This is a genomic window from Streptomyces sp. NPDC031365, from assembly GCF_055569765.1.
This window is the reverse complement of sequence record NZ_JBVIIM010000039.1, coordinates 1-24,335: the sequence shown is the minus strand read 5'-3', so window position 1 is coordinate 24,335 and position 24,335 is coordinate 1. Positions and strand designations below refer to the sequence as shown.

Annotated in this window: 18 protein-coding genes and 1 pseudogene; 5 read left to right on the top strand and 14 right to left on the bottom strand. The window is 73.2% G+C overall.

Features of this window, described 5'->3' with window-relative positions:
- Positions 1-210 precede the first annotated feature (210 nt).
- Positions 211-3,486 carry an SCO5717 family growth-regulating ATPase gene (locus tag ACZ5C2_RS35120; RefSeq protein WP_468800400.1) on the top strand — a complete coding sequence of 1,092 codons (3,276 nt, stop codon included), beginning with the start codon at positions 211-213 and terminating at the stop codon, positions 3,484-3,486.
- Between the two features lie 64 nt (positions 3,487-3,550).
- Here the strand turns inward: ACZ5C2_RS35120 and ACZ5C2_RS35115 are convergent, their stop codons facing one another.
- The gene (locus ACZ5C2_RS35115; protein WP_468800398.1) at positions 3,551-3,997 is read right to left on the bottom strand and encodes a Rid family hydrolase; all 447 of its coding nucleotides are present in this window, start codon (positions 3,995-3,997) and stop codon (positions 3,551-3,553) included.
- A gap of 93 nt (positions 3,998-4,090) precedes the next feature.
- Here ACZ5C2_RS35115 and ACZ5C2_RS35110 point away from each other — a divergent pair, with 93 nt between their 5' ends.
- Positions 4,091-4,591 carry a MarR family winged helix-turn-helix transcriptional regulator gene (locus ACZ5C2_RS35110; protein WP_468800396.1) on the top strand — a complete coding sequence of 167 codons (501 nt, stop codon included), beginning with the start codon at positions 4,091-4,093 and terminating at the stop codon, positions 4,589-4,591.
- Between the two features lie 449 nt (positions 4,592-5,040).
- Here the strand turns inward: ACZ5C2_RS35110 and ACZ5C2_RS35105 are convergent, their stop codons facing one another.
- The 9 genes from ACZ5C2_RS35105 to rimP all read right to left on the bottom strand — a co-directional run bounded on the left by ACZ5C2_RS35105 (position 5,041) and on the right by rimP (position 17,583).
- The gene (locus ACZ5C2_RS35105; RefSeq protein WP_468800394.1) at positions 5,041-5,994 is read right to left on the bottom strand and encodes a bifunctional riboflavin kinase/FAD synthetase; all 954 of its coding nucleotides are present in this window, start codon (positions 5,992-5,994) and stop codon (positions 5,041-5,043) included.
- 140 nt (positions 5,995-6,134) lie between these two features.
- Entirely contained in the window at positions 6,135-9,878 is a 3,744-nt protein-coding gene (locus tag ACZ5C2_RS35100) for a trypsin-like peptidase domain-containing protein (RefSeq protein ID WP_468800392.1), read from the bottom strand.
- A 599-nt stretch (positions 9,879-10,477) separates the two neighbouring features.
- A complete protein-coding gene (gene truB, locus ACZ5C2_RS35095) occupies positions 10,478-11,383 on the bottom strand; it encodes a tRNA pseudouridine(55) synthase TruB (protein ID WP_468800390.1) in 906 nt (301 codons plus the stop codon).
- Positions 11,380-11,829 carry a 30S ribosome-binding factor RbfA gene (rbfA, locus tag ACZ5C2_RS35090; RefSeq protein ID WP_468800389.1) on the bottom strand — a complete coding sequence of 150 codons (450 nt, stop codon included), beginning with the start codon at positions 11,827-11,829 and terminating at the stop codon, positions 11,380-11,382. Before rbfA ends, truB begins: the two co-directional genes overlap by 4 nt.
- A 49-nt stretch (positions 11,830-11,878) precedes the next feature.
- Positions 11,879-12,172: a DUF503 domain-containing protein gene (locus tag ACZ5C2_RS35085; protein WP_468800387.1), complete on the bottom strand. Its 294-nt coding sequence runs from the start codon at positions 12,170-12,172 to the stop codon at positions 11,879-11,881.
- A gap of 242 nt (positions 12,173-12,414) precedes the next feature.
- Positions 12,415-15,477, bottom strand: a complete 3,063-nt coding sequence (gene infB / locus ACZ5C2_RS35080; protein ID WP_468800385.1) for a translation initiation factor IF-2 — start codon at positions 15,475-15,477, stop codon at positions 12,415-12,417.
- Between the two features lie 148 nt (positions 15,478-15,625).
- Positions 15,626-15,946, bottom strand: a complete 321-nt coding sequence (locus tag ACZ5C2_RS35075) for a YlxR family protein (RefSeq protein ID WP_468800383.1) — start codon at positions 15,944-15,946, stop codon at positions 15,626-15,628.
- 114 nt (positions 15,947-16,060) lie between these two features.
- Positions 16,061-17,059, bottom strand: a complete 999-nt coding sequence (gene nusA / locus ACZ5C2_RS35070; RefSeq protein ID WP_468800381.1) for a transcription termination factor NusA — start codon at positions 17,057-17,059, stop codon at positions 16,061-16,063.
- A gap of 2 nt (positions 17,060-17,061) precedes the next feature.
- Positions 17,062-17,583, bottom strand: coding sequence for a ribosome maturation factor RimP (gene rimP / locus ACZ5C2_RS35065; protein WP_468800379.1), 522 nt, complete (start codon positions 17,581-17,583; stop codon positions 17,062-17,064).
- 210 nt (positions 17,584-17,793) lie between these two features.
- Between rimP and ACZ5C2_RS35060 the strand changes: the two genes are divergently transcribed.
- The 3 genes from ACZ5C2_RS35060 to ACZ5C2_RS35050 all read left to right on the top strand — a co-directional run bounded on the left by ACZ5C2_RS35060 (position 17,794) and on the right by ACZ5C2_RS35050 (position 19,831).
- Positions 17,794-18,339 carry a hypothetical protein gene (locus ACZ5C2_RS35060; RefSeq protein WP_468800377.1) on the top strand — a complete coding sequence of 182 codons (546 nt, stop codon included), beginning with the start codon at positions 17,794-17,796 and terminating at the stop codon, positions 18,337-18,339.
- Between the two features lie 89 nt (positions 18,340-18,428).
- Positions 18,429-18,869: a ferritin-like domain-containing protein gene (locus tag ACZ5C2_RS35055; RefSeq protein WP_468800480.1), complete on the top strand. Its 441-nt coding sequence runs from the start codon at positions 18,429-18,431 to the stop codon at positions 18,867-18,869.
- A 50-nt stretch (positions 18,870-18,919) separates the two neighbouring features.
- Complete coding sequence (locus ACZ5C2_RS35050; protein WP_468800375.1) at positions 18,920-19,831, top strand: aminoglycoside phosphotransferase family protein; 912 nt, start codon at positions 18,920-18,922, stop codon at positions 19,829-19,831.
- Between the two features lie 374 nt (positions 19,832-20,205).
- Here the strand turns inward: ACZ5C2_RS35050 and ACZ5C2_RS35045 are convergent, their stop codons facing one another.
- From ACZ5C2_RS35045 to ACZ5C2_RS35030, 4 genes and pseudogenes are all read right to left on the bottom strand, one after another.
- Complete coding sequence (locus ACZ5C2_RS35045) at positions 20,206-21,906, bottom strand: proline--tRNA ligase (protein ID WP_468800373.1); 1,701 nt, start codon at positions 21,904-21,906, stop codon at positions 20,206-20,208.
- 131 nt (positions 21,907-22,037) lie between these two features.
- A complete protein-coding gene (locus tag ACZ5C2_RS35040) occupies positions 22,038-22,604 on the bottom strand; it encodes a GNAT family N-acetyltransferase (RefSeq protein WP_468800371.1) in 567 nt (188 codons plus the stop codon).
- Between the two features lie 268 nt (positions 22,605-22,872).
- On the bottom strand, positions 22,873-23,721 hold the full coding sequence (locus ACZ5C2_RS35035; protein WP_468800369.1) for a GNAT family N-acetyltransferase: 849 nt from the start codon (positions 23,719-23,721) through the stop codon (positions 22,873-22,875).
- A 380-nt stretch (positions 23,722-24,101) separates the two neighbouring features.
- A pseudogene (locus tag ACZ5C2_RS35030) lies at positions 24,102-24,335 on the bottom strand (flavodoxin-dependent (E)-4-hydroxy-3-methylbut-2-enyl-diphosphate synthase); the annotation flags it as partial.

Genomic DNA, 24,335 nt, shown 5'->3' with positions numbered 1-24,335 from the left:
AGTGGGGTGGGTGGTGATTAGGCTGGGTGTGGGCGTGACGTCGGAACCCGTGAACCGGGCGGCGGCGTCCCGGGTGAGAGCGGGGGAAACCGATGACATCGGAGGACCTCGCACGACCTCGAGCGGCTTCGGACCACTGCGAAGCACAACGGACGACAAACACGGTCGCCCCAGCGTGGCATGAGGGTGCACGACCAATCAGGAGGAACTGTGAGCAGCGATCGGGACGGGACGCGCGGGGGCTGGGCGACACCCGGCGATGACCAGCCCGACGCGGAGTCCGCCATCGAGACGACGGGCGAGTTCACCATCGACTACGCGCCGCCGGCCTGGTACACGCAGAACGCTTCGGGGAGTGAGGAGTCGGGGAATTCGTCCACTTCCTCCGGTTCCCAGGACACGTCGTCCTCCTCGCCTTCCCCTCCGGCTCCCGCGCCTTCTTCCGGCGGGCCGATTCCGCCGTTGCCGGGGCTGACTCCGCCGCCGCACGCCGTCAGGGCCATGGGGCCGTCGTCGCTGCCGACGCCGCCGTCGCCCGCGCCCTCGCCCGCGCCGGGGGCGCCCTTCACACCGCCCGCGCCGCCGTCTGCACCGAGCGCCCCATTCACGCCTCCGGCTCCTGCCGCGCCGTTCACACCGCCCGCGCCGCCGTCGGGGGCGCCCGTCTCCGTGCCGAGGCTCCCGCTGGGCAGCGGGTTCGAGCCGCAGCGGCCGGAAGCGGCGGCGGAGCCCACGGATTCCGGTGCTGCCCCTGCTTCGTCTTCCGCCGTGCCGGACGTTCCGGTCGGTGGGTCCGAGAGCGACAGCGGTGATCTGGAGAGCGGTGCGACGATCCGCTTCTCCGCCTCCGCGTTGAAGCGGGAGATCGCGGAACGCGAGGCGGAGGGTGAGACGGAGGGTGAGACGGAGGGTGAGACGGAGCAGCCTGTGCCCGAGGCCGCCGAGGAGAGCCGGGAGGACGAGGCAGCACTGGAGCCGGTCGCCGAGGAGAAGAAGGACACGGATGACTCCGACTCCGACTCCGACTCCGACTCCGAGGAGCCTTCCGCGGGGTTCGACGAGGCCGGCGTCACCGACCCCGAGGACGGGGAGACCGACGACGCCGAGTCCCCGGTGACCGACGTGGCGGACGACACGGCGGCAGTGGAGCCGGAGGACGAGCCGCAGGACGAGCCGCAGGCCGGTGAGCCCGAGGACGCCGAGCCGGTGAACGACGCGGTGCCCGCCGAGGCCCCCGAGGACGGCGCGCCCCAGGACGCCATCCCTGCCGCGCCCGACGCCCCGCCCGTGTACCCCGCAGCCCCGGCGCCTGCCGGTCAGTGGCCGCCGCAGCCGCCACAGGCCACCGCCCCGCCGGCGGACGTGCAGCCCCAGCAGCCGCCGTTCCAGCCCCAGGCGCCGCAGCCCGCGCCCGCCGCCTGGAACCCGGCCCCGCCGTCCGGCCACGGCTTCCCGCCCGGCGCCCCGGCACCGCAGCCCGAGACCCCGCCCACGCCGGCCGCCGGCGCCGAGACCAGCTTCTCTCTGCCGCAGCCGGGCGCCGCCCCGACTCCCCCGGCCCCGCCCGCCGGATACGGCTTCCCGCCCACCGCCACGCCCGACCCGGCGAACCCTCAATCCCCGCCGGTGACCCCGCCGGCCCCGGACCCGCAGTCCGGTGTGGCTCCTCAGGCCCCGGCACAGCCCACTCCCGGCCAGCCCGCCGGATACGGCTTCCCGCAGCCGCCCGCCGCAGCGGCCGCCCAGCCCGAGACGTCGCCCGCCGACGCCCCCGGCCCCGCGTACCCGCAGTCCGGCGCGCAGCCCCAGCCGGGGACCCCGCCCACCCCCAACCCGCAGGCCGGGTACGGCTTCCCGCAGCAGGGCGCTCCCGCCCCCGCTCCTCAGCCGTCGGCTCCACCCGCGGGCTACGGCTTCCCGCACCAGCCCGTTCCGGGGGCCCCGCAGCCCCAGCCGGGGACCCCGCCCGCGCCCAACCCGCAGGCCGGCTACAACTTCCCGCCCAGCGCGGCCCCGACTTCCCCTGCCCAGCCCGCCGCTTACGGCTTCCCGCAGCAGCCCGGCACCCCCGCGCAGCCCGGCGTACCCGGCGAGCCCTCACAGCACCCCGGCGCACCAGCACACCCCCAGCAGCCCGCCGCCCCCGGCGTGCCCCCGCAGGGTCACCCCCCGCAGCAGCCCATCGACCCCCGAGCCGGGGCCGCCTGGCCGCAGCCCGTCCAGCACGACCAGCGGCAGCCGACCAACCCCGGTGCTGCGCCGCTCGGTTACACCGCGGCCGTGGAGCTGTCGTCGGACCGGCTGCTCAACAGCAGGAAGCAGAAGGCGAAGAGCAGCCGCCCCGCGTCCGGCGGATCGCGTTTCAAGCTGGGCGGGAAGAAGGAAGAGGCCGAGCGCCAGCGGAAGCTGGAGCTGATCCGCACGCCGGTGCTGTCCTGCTACCGGATCGCCGTCATCAGCCTCAAGGGCGGCGTCGGCAAGACGACCACGACGACCGCGCTCGGCTCCACCCTCGCCACCGAGCGACAGGACAAGATCCTCGCGATCGACGCCAACCCGGACGCCGGTACGCTCGGCCGACGTGTGCGGCGCGAGACCGGGGCCACCATCCGTGACCTCGTCCAGGCGATCCCGTACCTCAACTCCTACATGGACATCCGGCGGTTCACCTCCCAGGCGTCCTCCGGTCTGGAGATCATCGCCAACGACGTCGACCCGGCCGTGTCCACGACGTTCAACGACGAGGACTACCGGCGCGCGATCGACGTGCTCGGCAGGCAGTACCCGATCATCCTCACCGACTCCGGCACGGGTCTGCTCTACAGCGCCATGCGCGGCGTGCTGGACCTCGCCGACCAGCTCATCATCATCTCCACGCCGTCGGTGGACGGTGCGAGCAGTGCCAGTACGACCCTGGACTGGCTCTCCGCGCACGGGTACGCGGACCTCGTCTCACGCTCCCTCACCGTCATCTCGGGGGTGCGCGAGACCGGAAAGATGATCAAGGTCGACGACATCGTGGCGCACTTCCGGACCAGGTGCCGGGGCGTACTCGTCGTACCGTTCGACGAGCATCTGGCCGCGGGTGCGGAGGTCGACCTCGACATGATGCGGCCGAAGGTGCGGGAGGCGTACTTCAACCTCGCGGCGCTGGTCGCCGAGGACTTCGTCCGGCACCAGCAGTCGCACGGTCTGTGGACCTCGGACGGCAACCCGCCGCCCGTCGCCGCCCCGCCACTGCCGGGCCAGCCCGTCCCGGGTCAGCCCGGCGCGTATCCGCAGCAGCCGCAGCCCGGACAGCCGTACGGCCAGCCGGTGCAGCCCCCGGCCCAGGGCGGGCAGCCGTACGCCCCACCGCACCAGCCCCCCGCCCAGCCGTATCCCCAGGTTCCGGGGCAGCCCCACCCGGCCCAGCCCGGGCAGCAGCCGGCCGGCTACGGCTACCCGCAGGCGGGTCAGGGGCAGCAGCCGCCCCCGCAGCAGTAGGGCCGTCCACGGCGCGGCGGAGACGGTGACCCGACGCGGGGCCACCGTCTCCGCCACGCACTGGTCAGCCGTTCCGGCCGACGACGGCCGTGACCCGGATCTCGACCCTCATGCCCGGGGCACCCAGCGCCGCCACCCCGATCTGCGTCCAGATGGGCGCGCGCCCACCCATGCGCCGGCGAAACTGCTCGACCATGACCCGGTTGTGGGCGTCACCGATGGAGTCGGCGGCACTGGGCACGTGGAAGGAGTCCACAGCGATGACGTCGCCCCAGGTGGCGCCTGTCTCGGCGAGTGTCTTCTCGACGTTGTCGAACGCCCGGACGATCTCGTCCTCCAGCGCCTCCGGGAAGTTCGTGTCGTCGTCCCAGCCGCCCTGACCCGAGATCTCGACGCGGTCGCCCACGCGTACGGCCTGGCTGTAGTGCAACAGGGCCAGGTGTTTCTCGCCGTAGCCGGGAGTGAGGAAGAACTGCGGGGTGCAGGGCTGTTCGATGCGGACGGCAGACATGACCAGATCCTCTCCAATAACTTCATTCTTGAAGTGAACCTACCATGCCTCACTTCAAGCATGAAGTGATGGACCGCTTGATAATGTGTCGGGGTGACCAGTTCCGCGTCCCTGGACGCCGGTGAGGACGCCTCCGGCGAGCCCCGGTGGCTCACCCCCGACGAGAAGGAGGCCTGGACCGGCCTGGCCTCGCTCGTGCTGCTGCTGCCGGGGCGGCTCGAGGCCCCGTTGCAGCGTGAGGCCGGTCTGACGCTCTTCGAGTACCTGGCCCTCAGCCACATCTCGGAGACACCCGAACACCGCTTGCGCATGAGCGAGTTGGCCTACCTGGCCAACGGCTCGCTCTCCCGGCTGTCCAACGTCGTCAAGCGGTTCGAGGCGCGGGGGTGGGTGGAGCGCTACCCCGACCCCGAGGACGGCCGCTTCACCATCGCCGCCCTGACGGACACCGGTTACGAGGTCGTCGTCGCCGCCGCGCCGACGCATGTGCGGGCGGTCCGCAGGCTGGTGCTCGATCCACTGAGCGCGACGGATCAGCGCGCCCTCGCCCGCATCGCCGAGAAACTGCGGACGCGGCCCGAGGACCTGGCCTGAGCCCCGCCGTCACCTGCCCGCCCACCTCACTCGACAGGCCTGTCACCCGCATCCCGGCCGTCTCCGGCCGTCGCACCCCGCACGCCGCGCACGGTCACTCCACCGTGCCGTTGCTCCTCGGCGGTGGCGCCTTCCCGCCCTGGCCGGCGGCGCGTCCGTGACCTCCACCCGTGAGCGAGTCGGACGCGTCACGTCGTTGTCTCCGCGGGCCACACGCGTTCCCTGACGTGACCACCGCTGTTACCGCTCTTGCCCGCTCACCCGCGCATTGCGGAGGGTGGACCCGCTCAGCCCGTTCCGGCGGTGTGGCCGCCCGCACGAGCATCCCCGACCGACCTGGGAGCACCCACCGGCTCCGGCCCCGGGGACGAGCACGTCCTCCCGGGCCCGGTCACCGGCGGGACGTCGTCGCCGCACCGTCTGCCCTGGAGGTACACGGTCCGCTCCCCCTACGCTTCCTCGGCCGCGGCCACGAGTTCCTTGCAGCGCTGGACGTCCTCGGCCATCTGCTCCAGCAGCGCGTCGATCGTGTCGAACTTCGCCTGCCCGCGGACGAAGACCAGGAAGTCGACGGCCACGTGGAGGCCGTACAGTTCGAGGCCGACGCGGTCGATGGCGTACGCCTCGACCGTGCGCTCGGTGCCGTCGAACTGCGGATTGGTGCCGACGGAGATCGCGGCCGGCATGGCCTCGCCCTGGGCGTGCAGCCAGCCGGCGTAGACGCCGTCGGCGGGGATCGCGGTGTGCGGGAGGGTCTCGACGTTGGCCGTGGGGAAGCCCAGGTCGCGGCCGCGCTGGGCGCCCCGGACGACGACGCCCTCCACGCGGTGCGGGCGGCCCAGGATCTCGGCGGCGCCCTCGACCTCGCCCTCGGCGACCAGACGGCGGGTGAGCGTGGAGGAGAACGGCTCGCCACCGCCCGCCTCACCGCTCACGTACAGGTCGACGACCTCGACGTCGAAGTCGTAGACCTCACCCTGCTCGGCGAGGAAGTCCACGGTGCCCGCGGCCTTGTGGCCGAAGCGGAAGTTGGGGCCCTCGACGACCGCCTTGGCGTGCAGTTTGTCGACCAGGACCTTGACCACGAAGTCGGCCGCGGACAGCTTCGAGAACTCGGTGGTGAAGGGAAGGATCAGGACCGCGTCCACCCCGAGACCGGCCATCAGCTCGGCACGCCGGTGGTGCGGGGCGAGCAGCGGGGGGTGACTGCCGGGGCGGACGACCTCGCTGGGGTGCGGGTCGAAGGTGACGACGACGGCCGGGACACCCAGCTCGCGGGCCCGGTCCACGGCATGCCGGATGATCAGCTGGTGTCCGCGGTGCACTCCGTCGTAGGAGCCGATGGTGACGACGCTGCGCCCCCAGTCCTCGGGGATGTCCTCCAAGCCACGCCAGCGCTGCACTGTGCCTGCTCCTTGTCGAAACCTTGCCGGACGGACCGGGTCCGCGGACTTCTCTGCGCAGGTCTAAGGGTGCCATGCCGCATGCTGTCCGCCCGCATCGGCATGGTGGCTGTGTGACGGGGTGCACGTGCGGGCGTGGGTCAGGCGGGGACGCCCGCGCCCGCCAGGTCCTCGATCGTCCGTCGGCTGTCCGGGCCCACGAGCGCGGACCACTCACGCGGGGCGTCCGCGAGCCAGCCGGCCACGGTGGCGGCGAACCCGGGGACGTGGCGGCCCAGGTCGGTCAGGCAGCGTTCGAAGCGGGCGGCGCCCTGGGGAACACGGCCGAGGAGCAGCCCGGTGCGGTGGACGAGGACGCGCGCCTCGGGGCCGGGGATGCGGGCGGCGGCCCGCAGCACCGCCTCCAGGACGGCGGGGTCGGACTCCCGGGCGAGCAGGGCGTCCAGCAGTTCGCGGCGCAGCGGGCGGGAGGCCTGTGTGCCGGGGGCGGCGAGGACGCCGGCGAGGACCAGCCGGAGCGGTTGTGGGCCGTCGTCGAGCAGACCGGCGAACAGCGTCCGGAGTACCGCGCGGTCGGCCGGGCCTCCGTGGTCCAGTTTCCGGTCGGCGTACGCTGCCACCGGCCCGGCGAGCTCGGGCCGCCGTTCCGTGCTCTCCCGCAGGAGAGCGGCGACCGGTCGGGCGAGGGCGGGGGTGGTGGCGTCGGCGAGGGCGTGGAAGGTGCCGGTCGGGTCCGCCGCCCGTGCCAGCCTCGTCCGGAAGGCGTCGAGGACGGGCCCGGGGTGGGTCTCGAGGGCGTCGGTCAGTGCGCTGGGCGGGAGGTGGGGGTCGCCGTCCGCGAAGTGGGCCAGGGCCCGGGTGAGGTGCCGGTCCCTGCTGTCGGGGTCGCGGACGAGGAGGGCGAGCGCCCCGCCGTGGAGTTCCCGGTCGGAGGCGCGGACCAGTACGGCGAGGGCCGCGTATCTGAGCAGGGTGCGGTCGACCGCGTCGCGCGCGCACGGCGCGGCCCGCAGGCCGTAGGTGATCGCCGCGGCCCGGCGTGCGGGGCGTTCGTCGCGCGCCCAGCGATCGGCGGCCCGGCACATCGCCGCGGGCTCCTCCTCCGCCAGTACGGTGAGCAGTTGGTCGGCGCGCCGGTGGGCGCTGTCGGCGAGGGCGTCGATCAGCGCGTCCAGGGCCTCGTGGCGGTGGGTGTGCAGCAGGGCCTGCGCGGCCGTCGCGACGGTCGCGTGGGGGGTGGCGGGCAACGGCCGCTCGTCCTCGAACCAGCGCACCAGGTAGGGCGGTACGGCGACAGGGTCGGCGGTGAGCAGCCGGGCTGCGGCGTCCAGGAAGCGGGGTCCACTCTCGCACGGGGGGCCGTCGGCGTGGACCAGGCGGCGCAGCAGGGCGAAGCGCGCCTCCGGCGGTAGCCGGAGCGCGGTCCAGAAGGCGGGGCCGAGCTCCGGCGGGACCGTCCGGCACTGCTCCCGCCACGCCACGGTCCGGTCGCTGAGCAGGCGCAGCACGTCCGTGTACGGGGCCGCGTCGGGCATGCGCACGAAGGTCGTGGTGAGCAGGCGGGCGGCCCACCACGAGCCGGGGTCGGCGTCGAGGGCGTGGGTGAGGTCCGCCAGGCGCGAGGCGAGGCGGCCGGTGCCGTGCCGGCGGGCGAGGAGCAGCAGGGCCTCGACGACGGGCCCGATGCGGTGGTGCGGGACGGGGTCGGTGTGCGGCGGGGTGCCATGGTCGTCGTGGACCAGGGCGCGCAGGGCACCGTCCAGGTCGAGGTGCAGGCCCTGGAGCCAGTCGGCGAGCTCCTCGTGGGCGAACCGGTAACCGGTCCCGGCGGGGACCAGGAGTCCCTCGGCGAGTACGGCGGCGGCCCAGCCGGTGCCGTGCTCGCCGGGACGGTCGGGGGCGTCCCCGGCCGGGAACACGGCCTCGAACGCCTCCCGGTCCAGTCCCCCGTGGACGGTGCCGAGGCCGCGGCGGGCGGCTTCGTGCACCCGTCCGGCCACCCGGGCCGCCAGCCGCCGTACGGCGGTGCCGCGGAGCCCGTGCTCCGCGGCGAGGCGGGTGGCGATCCGCAGGCACAGCAGGTCCAGGTGGGCCGAGAGCACGTCCTCGCGGTGGACGGGGACGTCGAGGGCGTCGTCGCCGAGGTCGGACCTGACCTCGGCGAGCAGCCGCAGGGTCAGCGGATGGCGGGCGTCGGCGCCGGTCACCGCGCCTTCGGGGATGCCGTGACGGGCACGGGCCTCGCGGGCCTCCTCGGGGGTGAGGTCGCCGAGGGTCACGCACGGGGGGAGCCCGTCGGAGCGGAGTTCTCCGAGGTGCAGCAGTTCCTCGGGAAACCTCGCCTCCTCCCAGTACTCCGCACGGCAGGCCACCACCAGCCGCACGCCTGTGGCCCGGAGCCACCGCGCGGTGCCGGCGGCCCATTGGGACAGGCGGTGGAACAGTTCCGGCGGCATCTGCTCGGGGTCGTCGAGGAGCAGCATCAGTGGGTGGCCGGCGGTGCGGGCGAGCCGGGCCAGACGCTCCGGGTCCAGATCGCCGAGCGCGTCCGGGGTGGCCGGGAACGGGGCGCGGGAGGCGGCGACGACAGCGGCGGCGCGGTCCAGTGCGCGGCGGGCGGCGTCCGCGAGCGAGCGGTCGCCCTCGCGGAGATCGGCGCCGCGCAGCACCAGGGTGGGGCGTCCGGCCCGCCGGCGGCGGGCGGCGAGCGCCGCGAGCTCCGTACTGCGGCCGCTGCCGGGTACCCCGACGAGGCCCAGTACGGTGGCCCCGCCCCGCTCGAAGGCGGCGAACTCCGTGAGGACGGCGGGCCGTTCGACGTGCTCCAGGGTGGCTCCCGGTGCTCCCTCCCGTCGCGCGCGGGTGACTGCGGGTCCCGCCGGAGCGGCGGCGGGAACCACCGCACCGAAGGTGAACCGGGTGTGGGCGACCGCGAGTTCCCCCGGGGGCGGTGTGCACCCGACCGCGGCGGAGTCGGACGGGGTGACCGCGTCTCCCTCTGAGAGGTCGCTGCACTCCGCTGCCGCGGCCGGGGAGCCGGCCTCCACCGCGCCGGCCGTGCCGCCCCCCACGGCGGCCCCGGGCCGCATGGGCGCGGCGGTGAACCCGGCCGGGACGGCCGCGTCCCCCACCGGGGCCGTCGTCCATCCCGCTGTCGCAGGCGCACCGCCCACCACGCCGGCCGTGAACCCTCCCGTGCCGGCGGTGAGTGCGGTCCACGCGGCCGTCAGTTCCACCAGCCCGGCGAGGTTGAGGTCATCCCCGTGGGCGGGCACCGTGGCCGCGTTCTCGGCGAGCAGCCCGGCGAGGGCCGGAGCCGTCGACGGAAGCGGTACGGCGAAGCCCACATCGCTGTCGGCCGAGCGGAGGGCGGTGCCGAGGACCCCGAGCACGGTGCCGGTGCGGGCGTCGAGCACCGGGCCGCCGGCGGCTCCGCCGCCGAGGCGCAGCGCGTCCCGGCCGGCGGTGCCCACCGCCAGTTCCAGGGCGTCGGCGACGGGGTGCGGGCGGTCGGTGGCGGTGTAGGTGACGGCGGTGGTGCCCAGTACCCGCGCCTCGCGCCAGCCCCCGGCGAAGATCCGCACGTATGTGCCGCTCTCGACGCCCTTCCGCGCGGAGACGGGAAGCGGGGCCAAACCCAGCCCTTCGGTGCGCACGAGAGCGAGATCGAGCGAGGGCAGCGGGGTGACGGCGTCGGCGGTCACCACACAGTGGCGGTTCCCGGCCGCGTACAGCACGAGCCGGGGCAGACCGTCGACCGCCTCGTGACTGGTGATCACGGTGCCGCGACGGTCGGCGACGAACCCGGTACCGCGCGGACGGCCGGCGAGATCGTGCAGGCGGACCAGGCCGTCGTCGACGGGCTGGTCGGGCGCGTCCGGCACGGTGCCGACGGGGAGCCGGCGAGGGCCTGCCGGACCCTCGAGGGAATCCCGGCGGTCGGGAGGAAGGATGTCCGGGCGGCAGGGAGGGAGGGCGTCCGGGCCGCGGGGAGAGGCGGAGGCCCCTGAGGCGTACCGGAGGCTCGGGTGCTCACCGTCGGACGGCTCCCACGCCCACGCGGGACGGGGGCGCCCGGACGGCTCCACGCGCCCCGGGTGCTCCTCTCCGCCGGAGGAGTCCGCGCGGTCCCGGGGGCGCGGGAAGCCGCAGGTGCCGGGGGCCCCGGTGGGAACCGAGGGAACACCCTGGACGTCCCGCCCTTCGCGGGATCCGCTTCGTGACGGCATCCTCGAGCCTCCCGCCGTGCATGTCGTGCCCTGTTCTGCGACATTAGGCCCGAAATGATCAGCTGGACACGTCGGTCGGCGAAAGCGCCCCCTTCCGCTCCCCCGGTTCACTCCGAGCGCCCGCACTTACGGGTGAACAGGCGGGCGTGGATGGATACACCCTAGGGGTGGGGGAACCGAGGGGGACCGTGGGGCGGCGGCATGTCCATCCCCGTGACGCCGCTCCACGGGCGGGCCCTCGGTCCGGCGGCCCCTCAGCCGAAGACGGCGAGGCTCTTCGCCTTCCCCCGATGTTCCTCGACGAGCGCCAGGAACCGGTCCCCGGGACCGAAGACGGCCACGGTTCCGGAGCCGGCGTACTCCTCGGGCATGTCCAGCCGCACCCCGTTGATGAGCAGCCGGGCCCGCCGCTCGTCGACCGCCCAGCGCGGGAACGCGGCCGTGGCGGCGTCGGCGATCGGCATCACCGTCAGGTCCTGCTGGAGCTGCTCCAGCGTCTTGGCGGAGTCCAGCTTGTACGGGCCGACGCGGGTGCGGCGCAGCGCGGTGAGGTGGCCGCCGACGCCCAGGCCCGCGCCCAGGTCCCGGGCGAGGGCGCGGATGTAGGTGCCGGAGGAGCAGACGACCGAGACCAGCAGGTCGAGCACCGGGGTGCCGTCCTCGGCGACGGTGTCCCGGACGTCGTACACGGAGAACGAGGAGACGGTGACCGGACGGGCGGGGATGTCGAACTCCTCGCCCTCCCGCGCGCGCTTGTAGGAACGCACCCCGTTGATCTTGATGGCGCTGACCTTGGACGGCACCTGCATGATGTCGCCGGTCAGCTTGGCGACACCGGCGTCGACGGCCTCCCGGGTGATCCCGGAGGCGTCGGTGGAGGAGGTGATGTCCCCCTCGGCGTCGTCGGTGAGTGTGTTCTGCCCGAGCCGGACGGTGCCCACGTACTCCTTCTCGGTCAGCGCCAGGTGGCCGAGGAGCTTGGTCGCCCGCTCGATCCCGAGGACGAGGACTCCCGTCGCCATCGGGTCGAGGGTGCCGGCGTGGCCGACGCGCCGGGTGCGGGCGATGCCGCGCATCTTGGCGACCACGTCGTGCGAAGTGAAGCCCGACGGCTTGTCGACGATGACAAGGCCGTCGGGCGTGGTGTGCTTCTGGGTCATTCGGCGGTGTCGTCCGTCTCGTCGTCTTCCGGCTTGCGGTACGGGTCGGCGTCGCCGGCGTACGCGGCGCCCGCGGACGCCTCGCGCACCTTCTCGTCGGACTGGCGCGCCCGGTCGAGGAGGTCCTCGATGTTGCGTGCCGTGTCCGGCAGGGCGTCCATGACGAAGGCCAGGGTCGGCGTGAACTTCACGCCGGCCGCCCGGCCCACCTCGGAGCGCAGGATGCCCTTGGCGCTCTCCAGGCCCGCCGCGGCGGCCTTGCGCTCCTCGTCGTCCCCGTACACGGTGTAGAAGACGGTCGCCTCCCTGAGGTCACCCGTGACCCGGGTGTCCGTGATGGTGACGTGCGAGCCGAGCCGCGGGTCCTTGATCCCGCGCTGCAGCTTCTGGGCCACCACCTCTCGGATGAGGTCCGCCAGCCTTTTCGCCCGCGCGTTGTCGGCCACTGGTCCGTCTCCCGTTCTTTCCTGTCTGCGTGTCTCTGGGCTGTGGTCGTCAGTCGTCTTCACCGTGGAAGCGCCGCCTGACGGACAGCAGCTCCACCTCGGGGCGCCCGGCGACCAGCCGCTCGCACCGGTCCAGTACGTCACTCAGGTGCCCCGCGTCGCCGGACACCATCGCCAGGCCGATGACCACCCTGCGATGGAGATCCATGTGATCCACCTCGGCCGCGCTCACCGCGTACTTGCGCTGGAGCTCGGCGACGATCGGGCGGACGACGGAGCGCTTCTCCTTCAGCGACCGTACGTCGCCGAGGAGGAGGTCGAAGGACAGCGTCCCCACATACATGTGTGCAACCGGTTCACCCGCCGGTACGGGATCGGTGACCCCGCCGTCGGTGGTGGGCGGGGACTTCAGAACCGTACATCGAAGGGGGCACGGTGATCGACGGATATTGCGCCCACCGGTGCCCCTCGGGGTTCCCCGGACCTGCCCGGACCACCCCCGGGAGCGCCTGGCAGGCCCGCCCCCGCACACACGAGCCGGCCGGCGGGACCGTGGTCCCGCCGGCCGGTGTTCACCGTGGGGTGTTACACCCGCGGCTTCTCGCGCATCTCGTACGTCGCGATGACGTCGTCGACCTTGATGTCGTTGAAGTTTCCGAGGTTGATACCGCCCTCGAAGCCTTCGCGGATCTCGGTGACGTCGTCCTTGAAGCGACGCAGGCCCACGATGTTGAGGTTCTCCGCGATGACCTTGCCGTCACGGAGCAAGCGCGCCTTGGTGTTGCGCTTGACCTCGCCGGAGCGGATGAGAACACCCGCGATGTTGCCCAGCTTGGAGGAGCGGAAGATCTCGCGGATCTCCGCCGTACCGAGCTCGACTTCCTCGTACTCCGGCTTGAGCATGCCCTTGAGGGCCGCCTCGATCTCCTCGATCGCCTGGTAGATGACCGAGTAGTACCGGACGTCCACACCCTCGCGCTCGGCCATCTGCGCGGCACGCCCGGCGGCGCGCACGTTGAAGCCGATCACGATGGCGTCGGAACCCATCGCCAGGTCGATGTCGGACTCCGTGACCGCACCGACGCCGCGGTGCAGGACGCGGATGTCGACCTCTTCGCCGACGTCCAGCTGGAGCAGCGAGGACTCGAGGGCCTCGACCGATCCGGACGCGTCACCCTTGATGATCAGGTTCAGCTGCTGGACCTCGCCGGCCTTGAGCACCTTGTCCAGGTCCTCCAGCGACACGCGGCGCGTGCGCTTGGCGAACGCGGCGTTGCGCTCACGGGCGGCGCGCTTCTCGGCGATCTGACGGGCCGTACGGTCCTCGTCGACGACGATGAAGTTGTCGCCCGCACCCGGGACGTTGGTCAGGCCCAGGACCTGGACCGGCGTCGACGGGCCCGCCTCGGCGACGTTGTTGCCGTTGTCGTCGAGCATGGCGCGCACACGGCCGTAGGCGTCGCCCACCACCATCGTGTCGCCGACCCGCAGCGTGCCTCGCTGGACGAGGACCGTTGCCACGGCACCACGGCCGCGGTCGAGCCGGGACTCGATCGAGATGCCCTGCGCGTCCTGCGTGGGGTTGGCCCGCAGGTCGAGCGAGGCGTCCGCGGTGAGGATGACGGCCTCCAGGAGGCTGTCGATGTGCAGGCCCTGCTTGGCGGAGATGTCGACGAACATGGTGTCGCCGCCGAACTCCTCGGCCACCAGGCCGTACTCGGTCAGCTGACCGCGCACCTTGGTCGGGTCGGCACCCTCGACGTCGATCTTGTTGACCGCGACGACGATCGGGACCTCGGCCGCCTTGGCGTGGTTGAGCGCCTCGACCGTCTGCGGCATGACGCCGTCGTTGGCCGCGACGACCAGGATCGCGATGTCCGTCGACCGCGCACCACGGGCACGCATGGCGGTGAACGCCTCGTGACCCGGGGTGTCGATGAAGGTGATCCTGCGCTCTTCCTCGTTGACCTCGGTCGCCACCTGGTAGGCACCGATGTGCTGGGTGATGCCGCCTGCCTCGCCCGCGATGACGTTCGTCTTGCGGATGGCGTCGAGGAGGCGGGTCTTGCCGTGGTCGACGTGACCCATGACGGTGACGACCGGCGGACGGACCACCAGGTCCTCCTCGTCGCCCTCGTCCTCGCCGAACTCCAGGTCGAAGGACTCGAGCAGCTCGCGGTCCTCCTCCTCCGGGCTGACGATCTGAACGGTGTAGTTCATCTCGCCCGCGAGGAGCTGGAGCGTCTCGTCGGAGACGGACTGGGTCGCGGTGACCATCTCGCCGAGGTTCATCATGACCGCGACGAGCGACGCCGGGTTGGCGTTGATCTTCTCCGCGAAGTCGGTGAGCGAGGCACCGCGCGACAGGCGAATGGCTTCGCCGTTGCCGCGAGGCAGCATCACACCGCCGACCGACGGGGCCTGCATGGCCTCGTACTCCTGGCGCCTCTGCCGCTTCGACTTGCGGCCACGACGCGCGGGACCGCCGGGACGGCCGAAGGCGCCCTGCGTGCCACCACGGCCACCGGGACCGCCGGGACGGCCACCGAAGCCGGGACGGCCACCGCCGCCACCGAAGCCGCCGCCACCGGGACGACCGGCGAAACCGCCACCGCCGCCGGGACGACCGGCACCGCCGCCGCCACCGGGACGACCGGCGAAACCGCCACCGCCGCCGGGACGACCGCCACCGCCACCGCCGGGACGGCCCGCACCGCCCGGACCGCGGCCACCGGGGCCGCCACCGGGACGCGGACCCGCAGCGGGACGCTGCGGCATCATGCCGGGGTTGGGACGCGGACCACCGGGGCCGCCGCCGGGACGGGGACCGCCCTGCGGACGCGGCATCCCACCCGGAGTCGGGCGCTGCCCGCCCGGAGCCTGCGGACGGGGACCGCCGCCCTGGCCACCTGGGGCCTGGGGACGGGGACCCGCACCGGGGGCACCGGGACCGCCGGGACGCTGGCCCTGCGGGCGCGGCGCCTGCGGACGGGCCATGCCGGTGGAGCCACCGGAGGTGAACGGGTTGTTACCGGGACGCGGACCGGCCGGGCGACCGCCCGGACGCGGGGCGCCGCCACCGGGACGCTGCCCCTGGCCGGACGGACGGCCCTGGCCGCCCTGACCCTGACCCGGACCGGCCGGACGGCCGGCGGGCTTGGGGGCACCGGGACGCGCGCCGCCGGGCCTGGGACCGGACGAAGCCGGAGCCGGGGCCGGAGCCGGAGCCGCCGCCGCGGGCGGGGCCTGGAATTCCGGGGCCGCCGGAGCCGGACGCGGTGCGGGCCGCGGGCCCGGCGTCGGGCGCGGACCGGAGGCCGCCGGCTCGGGAGCCGACGGGGTCACCGGCGGCTGGGCCGCGGCGGGCTTGGGCGCCGACGGCGGCTTGGGCGCAGCCGGACGGGCCCCCTGCGCCGGAGACGGCGCGGGAGGCCTGGGAGCCGCCTTCCGGGGGGCGCCGGGCTTCGCGGCGGACTTGCCGTTGCCCCCGCCCTGCTGGAAGGCGTCTGTCAGCTTGCGTACTACGGGCGCTTCGATGGTCGAAGACGCCGAACGGACGAACTCACCGAGTTCCTGGAGCTTGGCCATGACGACCTTGCTCTCCACACCGAACTCCTTGGCGAGTTCGTAGACCCGGACCTTAGCCACTTCGCTCCTCTGAGGTCCGGGTTGCGTCCGGACCGTCGCTAGTTCATGGGCGTACTCATCGCGTACTCATCGAGTGCTCATCGCAATCTCGACCTGCTTTCGACTCGCGAGGTACCAGACCGCACGGGGGTCTCCGTACGGCATGTTCTTACCGTGTTGCCTGTTCAGCCGGCGTGGAAGCCGCTGACCGGCAACCTTGTGCCTGCTCGACGTAGTGGCGCAACGCCTTTACGTCGAGCGGTCCCGGGACGCGCAGCGCCCTGGGAAACGCCCTGCGGCGCACTGCCTGGTCGAGACAGACCGGGGCGGGATGCACGTACGCACCCCGGCCGGGCAGCGTACCGCGAGGATCCGGGACGCACGCGTCCTCGATCACCACGATCCGCAGCAGCTCGCTCTTGACCGCTCGCTCCCGGCACCCCACGCAGGTGCGCTCAGGGCATACGCCAGCACGTGTCCGGCCAGACATCCCTCAGTCTACCTCCCCGGACCGACCTCACCCCTTTGGGGCAAGAATCGAACGCCTGCCGCGGCAAAAGCTGTCGTGATCTCAGCGCACCGCGGCTTGGATCCATTCCCCCGGCTATTCGCCGGACCGCTCCCCGGCTTGTTCCGTGTCCGGCCGGATGTCGATCCGCCAGCCGGTCAGACGGGCGGCGAGACGGGCGTTCTGCCCCTCCTTGCCGATCGCCAGGGACAGTTGGTAGTCCGGCACGGTGACCCGTGCGGACCGGGCGGCCAGGTCGACGACCTCCACCTTGGAGACCCGGGCCGGCGACAGCGCGTTCGCCACCATGTCGGCCGGGTCGTCGGACCAGTCGACGATGTCGATCTTCTCGCCGTTCAGCTCGCCCATGACACTGCGCACCCGGCCGCCCATGGGGCCGATGCAGGCGCCCTTGGCGTTCAGACCCGACCGGGTGGACCGGACGGCGATCTTGGTGCGGTGACCGGCCTCACGGGCGATCGCGGCGATCTCCACGGAGCCGTCGGCGATCTCCGGCACCTCCAGGGCGAACAGCTTCTTCACCAGATTGGGATGTGTGCGCGAAAGGGTGACGGACGGGCCGCGCACACCCTTGGCCACCCGGACGACGTACGACCGCAGCCGCAGGCCGTGCGGGTAGGTCTCGCCGGGGACCTGCTCCTGCACCGGCAGGATGGCCTCCAGCCTGCCGATGTCGACCAGCACGTTCTTGGGGTCGCGGCCCTGCTGGACCACTCCGGTGACGATGTCGCCCTCGCGGCCGGCGTACTCGCCGAGCGTCGCGTCGTCCTCGGCGTCGCGCAGGCGCTGCAGGATGACCTGCTTGGCCGTGGTGGCGGCGATACGGCCGAAGCCGGACGGGGTGTCGTCGAACTCGCGGGCCTCCTGGCCCTCCTCGAGGTCCTCCGGGTCCTCCTTCGCCCACACGGTCACATGTCCGGTCTCCCGGCTGAGCTCCACGCGTGCGTGCCGGCGGCTTCCCCCGGTGCGGTGGTAGGCGATGAGGAGGGCCGACTCGATCGCCTCGACCAGCAGGTCGAGAGAGATCTCCTTCTCCCGTACCAACAGCCGAAGAGCACTCATGTCGATGTCCACGATTACGCCTCCTCTTCCTTCTTGTCGTTCTTGTTGTCGGACGCGTCGTCCTTGCGGTTGAACTCGACCTGGACGCGTGCCCTGGCGATGTCGTCGAAGGCGAGTCTGCGCGCGGTGGGCTTGCGGCCCTTGACTCCGGGCACCTCGAGGTCGAGGCCGTCGTCGTCGACCGCGATGATCCTGGCGACCAGTTCGCCGCCCTCGGCCGGCTGGAACCGCACGAGGCGGCCGGTGGCGCGCACGTAGTGCCGGTGCTCGGTGAGGAGGCGCTCCGCACCCGGGGTTCCGACCTCGAGGGTGTACTCCGCGCTGCCCATCGCGTCCGTCTCATCCAGCTTCGCCGAGAGCACGCGGCTCACATCGGCGATCCGGTCGAGGTCCGCACCGGTGTCGGAGTCGACGACGACGCGCAGCACACGCTTGCGGCCGACCGAGTCCACGGCGATCTCCTCGAGATCCAGGCCCTGGGAGCTGACGAGCGGTGCCAGAAGTTCTCGAAGCCTCTCGCTCTGGGTGGTGCTCATCCGGGTGACTCCTCGGCCGCGTGTGCTGTTGTGGGACGGTGCGCGTGTCTGCGTCAAAGGGTATCCGGTCGCGGGGGGTGTTGCCGTCCACCCCGGTCACGAGGGGTGCCGCTGACCGCCTCGGGGTGGCCGCCCGGGTACCGTGATCGCGGGCCAGTGATCCGCCTCCCTTCCGCCGCCACGTTCGTACGAGCCCCGAGGACGTCTGCCGTGCCGTTCCCCTCGTCTGCGCAGGCCCGTTCGGGGCCGCGCCGAAGGACCCTGCTCGCCGCCGCCCCGGCGACCCTGCTGGTGGCGGGCTGTTCCGCCGAGTCCGACACGTCCGACAGCGGCGGCAGCCGTCCCTCGGCCGCCGACCGGGCACGCGTGCGTGCGGCCCGGGACAGTGCGGCGCTGGCGGAGCGGTACGACGCGGTCGTCGCCGCGCACCCGAAGCTGGCGGAGCGGCTGCGTCCGCTGCGGGCGGAGGTGCTCCGGCACGCGGAGGCGCTCGGGGGTGAGGCGAAGGTCTCGTCACCGCCGTCCGCGTCACCGTCCCCGTCCGGCTCCACCACGGTGTCCCCGGCGCCTTCCCCGCCTGCCGTGCCCGCGAAGGAGAAGGACGCCCTCGCCGGACTCGCCGCCGCCGAGCGGGAGATCGCCGACCGGCGGACGAAGGCGCTGCTGAACGTGCCGGGCGAGCTGGCCCGGCTGCTGGCCTCGGTGGCGGCGGCCGGTGCGGCACATGTGTACCTGCTGACGGAGGCCGGACGGTGACCGAGGCGCGCGATGCGGAGGGCCGCAAGGCGGAGGGCCGCAAGGCGGAGGGCCGCAAGGCGGAGGACCGCAAGGCGGAGGACAACGAACTGCGGGCCCTCCAGGCGGCCCTGGCCGCGGAGCACGCGGCGGTGTACGGCTACGGAATCGTCGGCGGGCGGATCGGCGAGGAGCGGCGCGCCGAGGCACGGACGGCGTACGACGCGCACCGGGCGCGCAGGGACGCTCTGGTGCGGGTGGTGAAGGACGTGGGCGCCACGCCCGTCGCCGCCGCCGCGGGGTACGCCCTGCCGTTCCCGGTGCCGGACGCACCCGCGGCGGTCCGGCTGGCGACGGAACTGGAGGACCGGGTGGCCGGGGTGTACGCCGATCTGGTGCGTGCGAGCACCGGTGAGCGGCGCCGTGGGGCCGCCGAGGCGATGCGGGAGGCGGCGGTGCGGTCGGTGCGCTGGAGCGGGGGGAGCGTAGCCTTCCCTGGGCTCGCCGAGCGGGGTGGTACGGCTTCGGTGACACCGGCGCCGACCGCGTGACGTGACGGGGCGGCGGGCACCGCGTACAGCAGGAAGGGAACGGCTCGCGCATGGTTTTCGAACCGCCGCAGCGTCTGGTGAGGGCGCTCGGTGAGACCGCGCCCGAGGGCGACGACTGGCTGGAGAAGCTGCCGGAGGTGGCGCACGAGTCCGTCGCACAGCGCGGGTTGACCGTGGAACGGGTGCAGGTGCCGGGCGGGCGCAGCAGCCTGGTGGTGCTGGTGCGTACGGCCGGCGGCGTGCCGGCCGTACTGAAGCTGGCGCCGCGCCGGGCACGCCCGGAGAGCGAGCGCGCCGCGCTGGCGCACTGGGACGGGCTGGGAGCGGTCCTGCTGCTGGAGCCGTCCTCCTCGTCGTCCGGGACCGAGGGGGCGCTGCTGCTGGAGCGGCTGCGACCGGATGTGTCGGTGCGGACGCTGCCGGAGGCGAAGGCACTGCTGGAGGCCGCGGGGACACTGCGCCGGCTCTGGGTGGACCCGCCGGAGGAACACGGTTTCGAGACGGTGGCCGAGCGGACGGGACGGCAGGCGCGGGCGATGCGGGCGAGCGCTTCGGCCGACCCGGAGGTGGCCCCGCTGGTGGAGGCGGCGCTGACGGCCCGCGAGGAGTTGCTGGCCGCGCCGCCCGAGCATCGTCTGCTGCACGGGACGTTCCGGCAGAGCAAGGTGCTCGCCGGGGAGCGGATGCCGTGGCTGGCGGTGGGGCCCGACCCGGTGGTCGGCGAATGCGCGTTCGATCTGGCGCGGCTGGTGCGCGACCGCGTGGAGGACCTCATCGCCCAGTCGTCGGGCCCGGGGACGACGCGGCGGCGGGTGAAGCGGCTCGCGGAGTCGCTGGAGGTCGACCGGGAACGGCTGCGGGGCTGGACACTGTTCCGGGCGGTGGAGTCGGGCGTACGGGCCCGACGTGTGGGGCGCGAGCGGGACGCGGAACTGCTGCTGGAGTTCGCCGGCTGGCTGTGAGGCGCGCGGACGCCACCGGGACGCGGGCAGTCTCCCCGGCTGCGGCAGTCCGTGCCGCTGGGGCGGCACGGGTGACCAATGCACTGGTCCGGGGCGCACTCGGGCCCCGGGGCCGCTCAGGCACTGGCCGTTGTTTCGTCGACCGCCGGTTCCACGTGCTCGCCGTACGGCGGTGAAGCGCGGACGCGCAGTCCGGGAGGGCCGGCCCCTGCCGACGTGGGGCAGGGGTGGCGGCAGGGCGTAGGTGGAGGCGGCACGGGTGGCGCAGCCCGGCGCTCGCGGGGTGCCGCCGCGCCCACCCGTGCCGCCCCAGCAGCACGACTGCCCGCAGCTGTGCCGGGCGCCGCAGACTGCCTGGGCAGGCCGTCAGGCCGTCAGGCCGTCAGGCGGGTCACTGCCTCTTCGACGGTCAGTTCCTCGCGCTCGCCCGTGCGGCGGTCCTTGAGTTCGACGATGCCCTCGGCGGCGCGGCGGCCCGCGACCAGGATCTGCGGGACGCCGATCAGCTCCGAGTCGGTGAACTTCACGCCCGGGGAGACACCCGCGCGGTCGTCGACCAGGACACGGACGCCGGCGGCGGACAGCTTCTCGGAGACGTCGAGGGCGAGTTCCGTCTGGAGCGCCTTGCCGGCGGCGACCACGTGCACGTCGGCCGGGGCGACCTCCACGGGCCAGCACAGGCCCTTGTCGTCGGCGGTCTGCTCGGCGAGGGCGGCCACCGCGCGGGAGACACCGACACCGTAGGAGCCCATGGTGACGCGGACGGGCTTGCCGTTCTGGCCGAGCACGTCGAGCTTGAGGGCGTCGGCGTACTTGCGGCCCAGCTGGAAGATGTGGCCGATCTCGATGGCGCGGTCCAGCCGCAGCCCCGTGCCGCACGCGGGGCAGGGGTCGCCCTCCTGTACGACCACGACGTCCACGTACGAGTCGACCTCGAAGTCGCGGCCCGCGACCACGTTCTTGGCGTGTGTGTCGGCCTTGTTGGCGCCCGTGATCCAGGCGGTGCCGGGCGCGACACGCGGGTCGGCGATGTACGTCACCTTGTCCAGGCCCTGCGGGCCGACATAGCCGCGCACCAGGTCGGGGCGGGCGATGAAGTCGGCCTCGGTGACCATCTCCACCGCGGCCGGGGCGAAGTGCGCCTCGACCTTGCCCATGTCGACCTCGCGGTCGCCGGGCACGCCCACGGCGACGATCTCGCCGTCGACCTTGACCAGCAGGTTCTTCAGCGTCGCCGAGGCCGGCACGCCGAGCGACGCGGCGAGGGTCTCGATGGTCGGGGTGTCGGGGGTGGGGATGTCCTCGGCGGCCGGGACGCCAGAGGCGTCGACCGGCTTCAGCTCGTAGGCGATCGCCTCGGTGTTGGCGGCGAAGTCGCACTGGGGGCAGTCCGCGAAGGTGTCCTCGCCGGCCTCGGCGGGGGCGAGGAACTCCTCGGACTTGGAACCGCCCATGGCGCCCGCGGTGGCCGCGCAGATGCGGTAGTCGAGGCCGAGGCGCTCGAAGATCTTCTGGTACGCCGTGCGGTGCAGGGCGTACGACCGGGCGAGACCCTCGTCCTCCAGGTCGAAGGAGTAGGAGTCCTTCATCAGGAACTCGCGGCCGCGCAGGATGCCCGCGCGGGGGCGGGCCTCGTCGCGGAACTTGGTCTGGATCTGGTAGAGGATCACCGGCAGGTCCTTGTAGGAGGACGCCTGGTCCTTCACCATCAGCGTGAAGATCTCCTCGTGGGTGGGACCGAGGAGGTAGTCGCCGCCCTTGCGGTCCTGGAGACGGAACAGTTCGGGGCCGTACTCGTCCCAGCGGCCCGTGGCGTCGTAGGGCTCACGCGGCAGCAGGGCGGGCAGCAGGACCTCCTGGGCGCCCATGGCGTCCATCTCCTCGCGGACGATGCGCTCGACGTTGGCGAGGACCTTCTTGCCGAGGGGCAGCCACGTCCAGATGCCGGCGGCGGTACGGCGCACATAGCCCGCGCGGACCAGCAGCTTGTGGCTGAGTACCTCGGCGTCCGCCGGGTCGTCGCGCAGCGTCTTCGCCATCAACTGGGACATGCGCTGGACCGGTGCGTTCGCCATGGCTCTCGTACTCCTGCTGCTGGGGGTCCCCCCGCTCGAGCGCAGCCGAGAGTGGGGGAGGGTGATGACAGGAGGTTAGCCGGGCAGGACGCGACGGCGGAAATCGATTGTCCGACGTCGGCGGTCGTCCGCTACCCGCGAGGCAGTGGCAGCGGGGCGCCCATGACGGCGTACGGCATGGGGGCGCTGGGGAAGTGGACCTGCCGGGCGAGGTCCTGGTAGCCGAGGGAGCGGTACAGGTGGCGGGCGGGGCTTTCGATGTCGATCGCGGAGAGGATCGAGCGGGGCTGCTCGGCTCCGTCGGTGATCGTGGTGATCAGGGCGCGGCCGATGCCGTGCTTCTGGTGCCGGGGGTGGACATGCAGCTCGGTGATGACGAAGGAGTCCTCGAGCCAGTCGGCGTGGCCCCGGGCACGCAGATAGGGCTCGACGACGGTGGACCACCAGTGGGTGCGGTCGTTGGGCATGCCGTAGACGAAGCCGGTCAGGCGGCCGTTGACGGTGGCGCCGAAGGCCCTGGCACCTGGGAGGGTCATATGACGGAGCACGATCTGCCGGCGGACGGCCACCTCGTCGGGACCGAGCCCGAACGCCACCGCCTGCACCGCCAGCACCTCGTCGACGTGGCCGGGGAGGTCGAGGGGGCCGATCACGATGTCGTCGGGCTGGGAGCGGCCGTGACCGGGAAAGCTCAGCATGCCGGGGAGACTACAGGGCCGTGGATGCCGTTCGGATCGCGACGCAGACGCGTGGCCCGCACCCACTCCCCCGATGTCTGGGAGGCGTGGGCCGCGGTGTCGTCCCTCGCCGGCTCCCCACCTGCCCGGCGTCGCCCGCGAGGGAGGTACCGCGTCGCGTCGACTCCGTCCCCGCCTCGCGGCTGCCCGCGCCAGACCCCGCTCACCGGCGTCGACGCGGCACCGCCGATGCCCGGTGACCGGATCAGGACGACACCCCCCCGACCCGTCAGAACAGCACGCTCATGAAGGCGCCGGCCTCCCGGAAGCCGACCCTCTCGTACGTCCTGCGGGCGGGGGTGTTGAAGTCGTTGACGTAGAGGCTCGCCACGGGGGCGATGTCGGCGAGGGCGTAGCGCAGGACGGCTGCCATGCCGGGGGCGGCGACGCCCCTGCCCCGGTGCTCGGGGGCCACCCAGACGCCCTGGATCTGGCAGGCACGGTCGGTCGCGGCGCCGATCTCGGCCTTGAAGACGACCTTGCCGTCGGCGTCGAAGCGGGCGAAGGAGCGACCCGCGCCGACGAGTTCGGCGACCCGGGACTGATAGAGCAGTCCGCCGTCGCCGGCCAGCGGTGAGACGCCGACCTCCTCGGTGAACATCGCCACGCACGCCGGCATGATCGTCTCCAGTTCGTCCTTGCGGACGCGGCGGACGTACGGGTCCGGTGCGATGGCGGCGGGCAGTCGGTCGGTGACCATGAGCGGCTGGTGGGTGCGGACCTCGCGGGCCGGGCCCCACTGGGGTTCGAGCAGCCGCCACAGTCCGGCGGTGGGACCGGCCGGGCCGACGATGGAGGAGCAGCGGCGTCCGGCCCGGCGGGCGCGGTCGGCGAAGGCGCGGACGGCCCGTGGGGTGGCACATATGGGCACCAGGTTGGCGCCGGCGTAGCACAGGGACGTCAGGACTCCCCCCTCGTACCAGCCCCACATCTCGCCACCGAGCCGCCACGGGTCCAGGCCGGCGATCCGGACCCGGGCCGCCACGAAGGCGTTCGCGACCGGCTCACGGTCGAGTACGGCGAGTGCGGCATCCAGGTCGCTCGGTTCGAGGACCCGTGAAGTGGTCTGCGTCAACAAGTGCGGGGGCCTCACACAAAGGGGTCTGCCTGATGTCCGCACTGTACCCGCGGTGGCTGAGCAGCGCCGCCCGCCCGTCGGTTCTCTGACCGGCAGCGGGCCCGCCGACCTGGTGCGATCAGCCGTCGAGGCGCTTTCTGAGCTCGCCCACCTCGTCCCGCAGGCCACACACCATCCGGTACAGCGCCTGGACGGCGACGACCGACACTCCGTTGGCGTCGATGGGGGCGGTTGCCCTCGCTGTTCACCACCTGCTCCGCGGCGCTGACGGCTCGCCGGGTGCGCAGGGTCCGCCGGCGGTGAGCGGGTGGCGTCGAACGACGGCCGGGAGAGCGCCAGGCGTCCTCCCGGCCCGACCGTCCTCGGTCGGCGCTACGGGATCAGCCGGCCACCGCCACCGACGGCTCGCCCGATGTCACGCCGGCCTTCTCCATCTCCTCGGCGATCTTCATCGCCTCCTCGATCAGCGTCTCCACGATCTTCGACTCGGGGACGGTCTTGATGACCTCGCCCTTCACAAAGATCTGGCCCTTGCCGTTGCCGGAGGCGACACCGAGGTCGGCCTCGCGGGCCTCGCCGGGGCCGTTCACCACACAGCCCATGACAGCCACCCG

Bases quoted from the DNA above. Each gene is read 5' to 3' on its own strand.
- ACZ5C2_RS35050 (WP_468800375.1), top strand. From the start codon at position 18,920: ATGGTTTTCGAACCGCCGCAGCGTCTGGTGAGGGCGCTCGGTGAGACC.
- ACZ5C2_RS35085 (WP_468800387.1), bottom strand. From the start codon at position 12,172: ATGTATGTGGGGACGCTGTCCTTCGACCTCCTCCTCGGCGACGTACGG.
- ACZ5C2_RS35040 (WP_468800371.1), bottom strand. From the start codon at position 22,604: ATGCTGAGCTTTCCCGGTCACGGCCGCTCCCAGCCCGACGACATCGTG.
- ACZ5C2_RS35115 (WP_468800398.1), bottom strand. From the start codon at position 3,997: ATGTCTGCCGTCCGCATCGAACAGCCCTGCACCCCGCAGTTCTTCCTC.
- ACZ5C2_RS35075 (WP_468800383.1), bottom strand. From the start codon at position 15,946: ATGTCTGGCCGGACACGTGCTGGCGTATGCCCTGAGCGCACCTGCGTG.
- ACZ5C2_RS35045 (WP_468800373.1), bottom strand. From the start codon at position 21,906: ATGGCGAACGCACCGGTCCAGCGCATGTCCCAGTTGATGGCGAAGACG.
- rimP (WP_468800379.1), bottom strand. From the start codon at position 17,583: ATGAGCACCACCCAGAGCGAGAGGCTTCGAGAACTTCTGGCACCGCTC.
- truB (WP_468800390.1), bottom strand. From the start codon at position 11,383: ATGACCCAGAAGCACACCACGCCCGACGGCCTTGTCATCGTCGACAAG.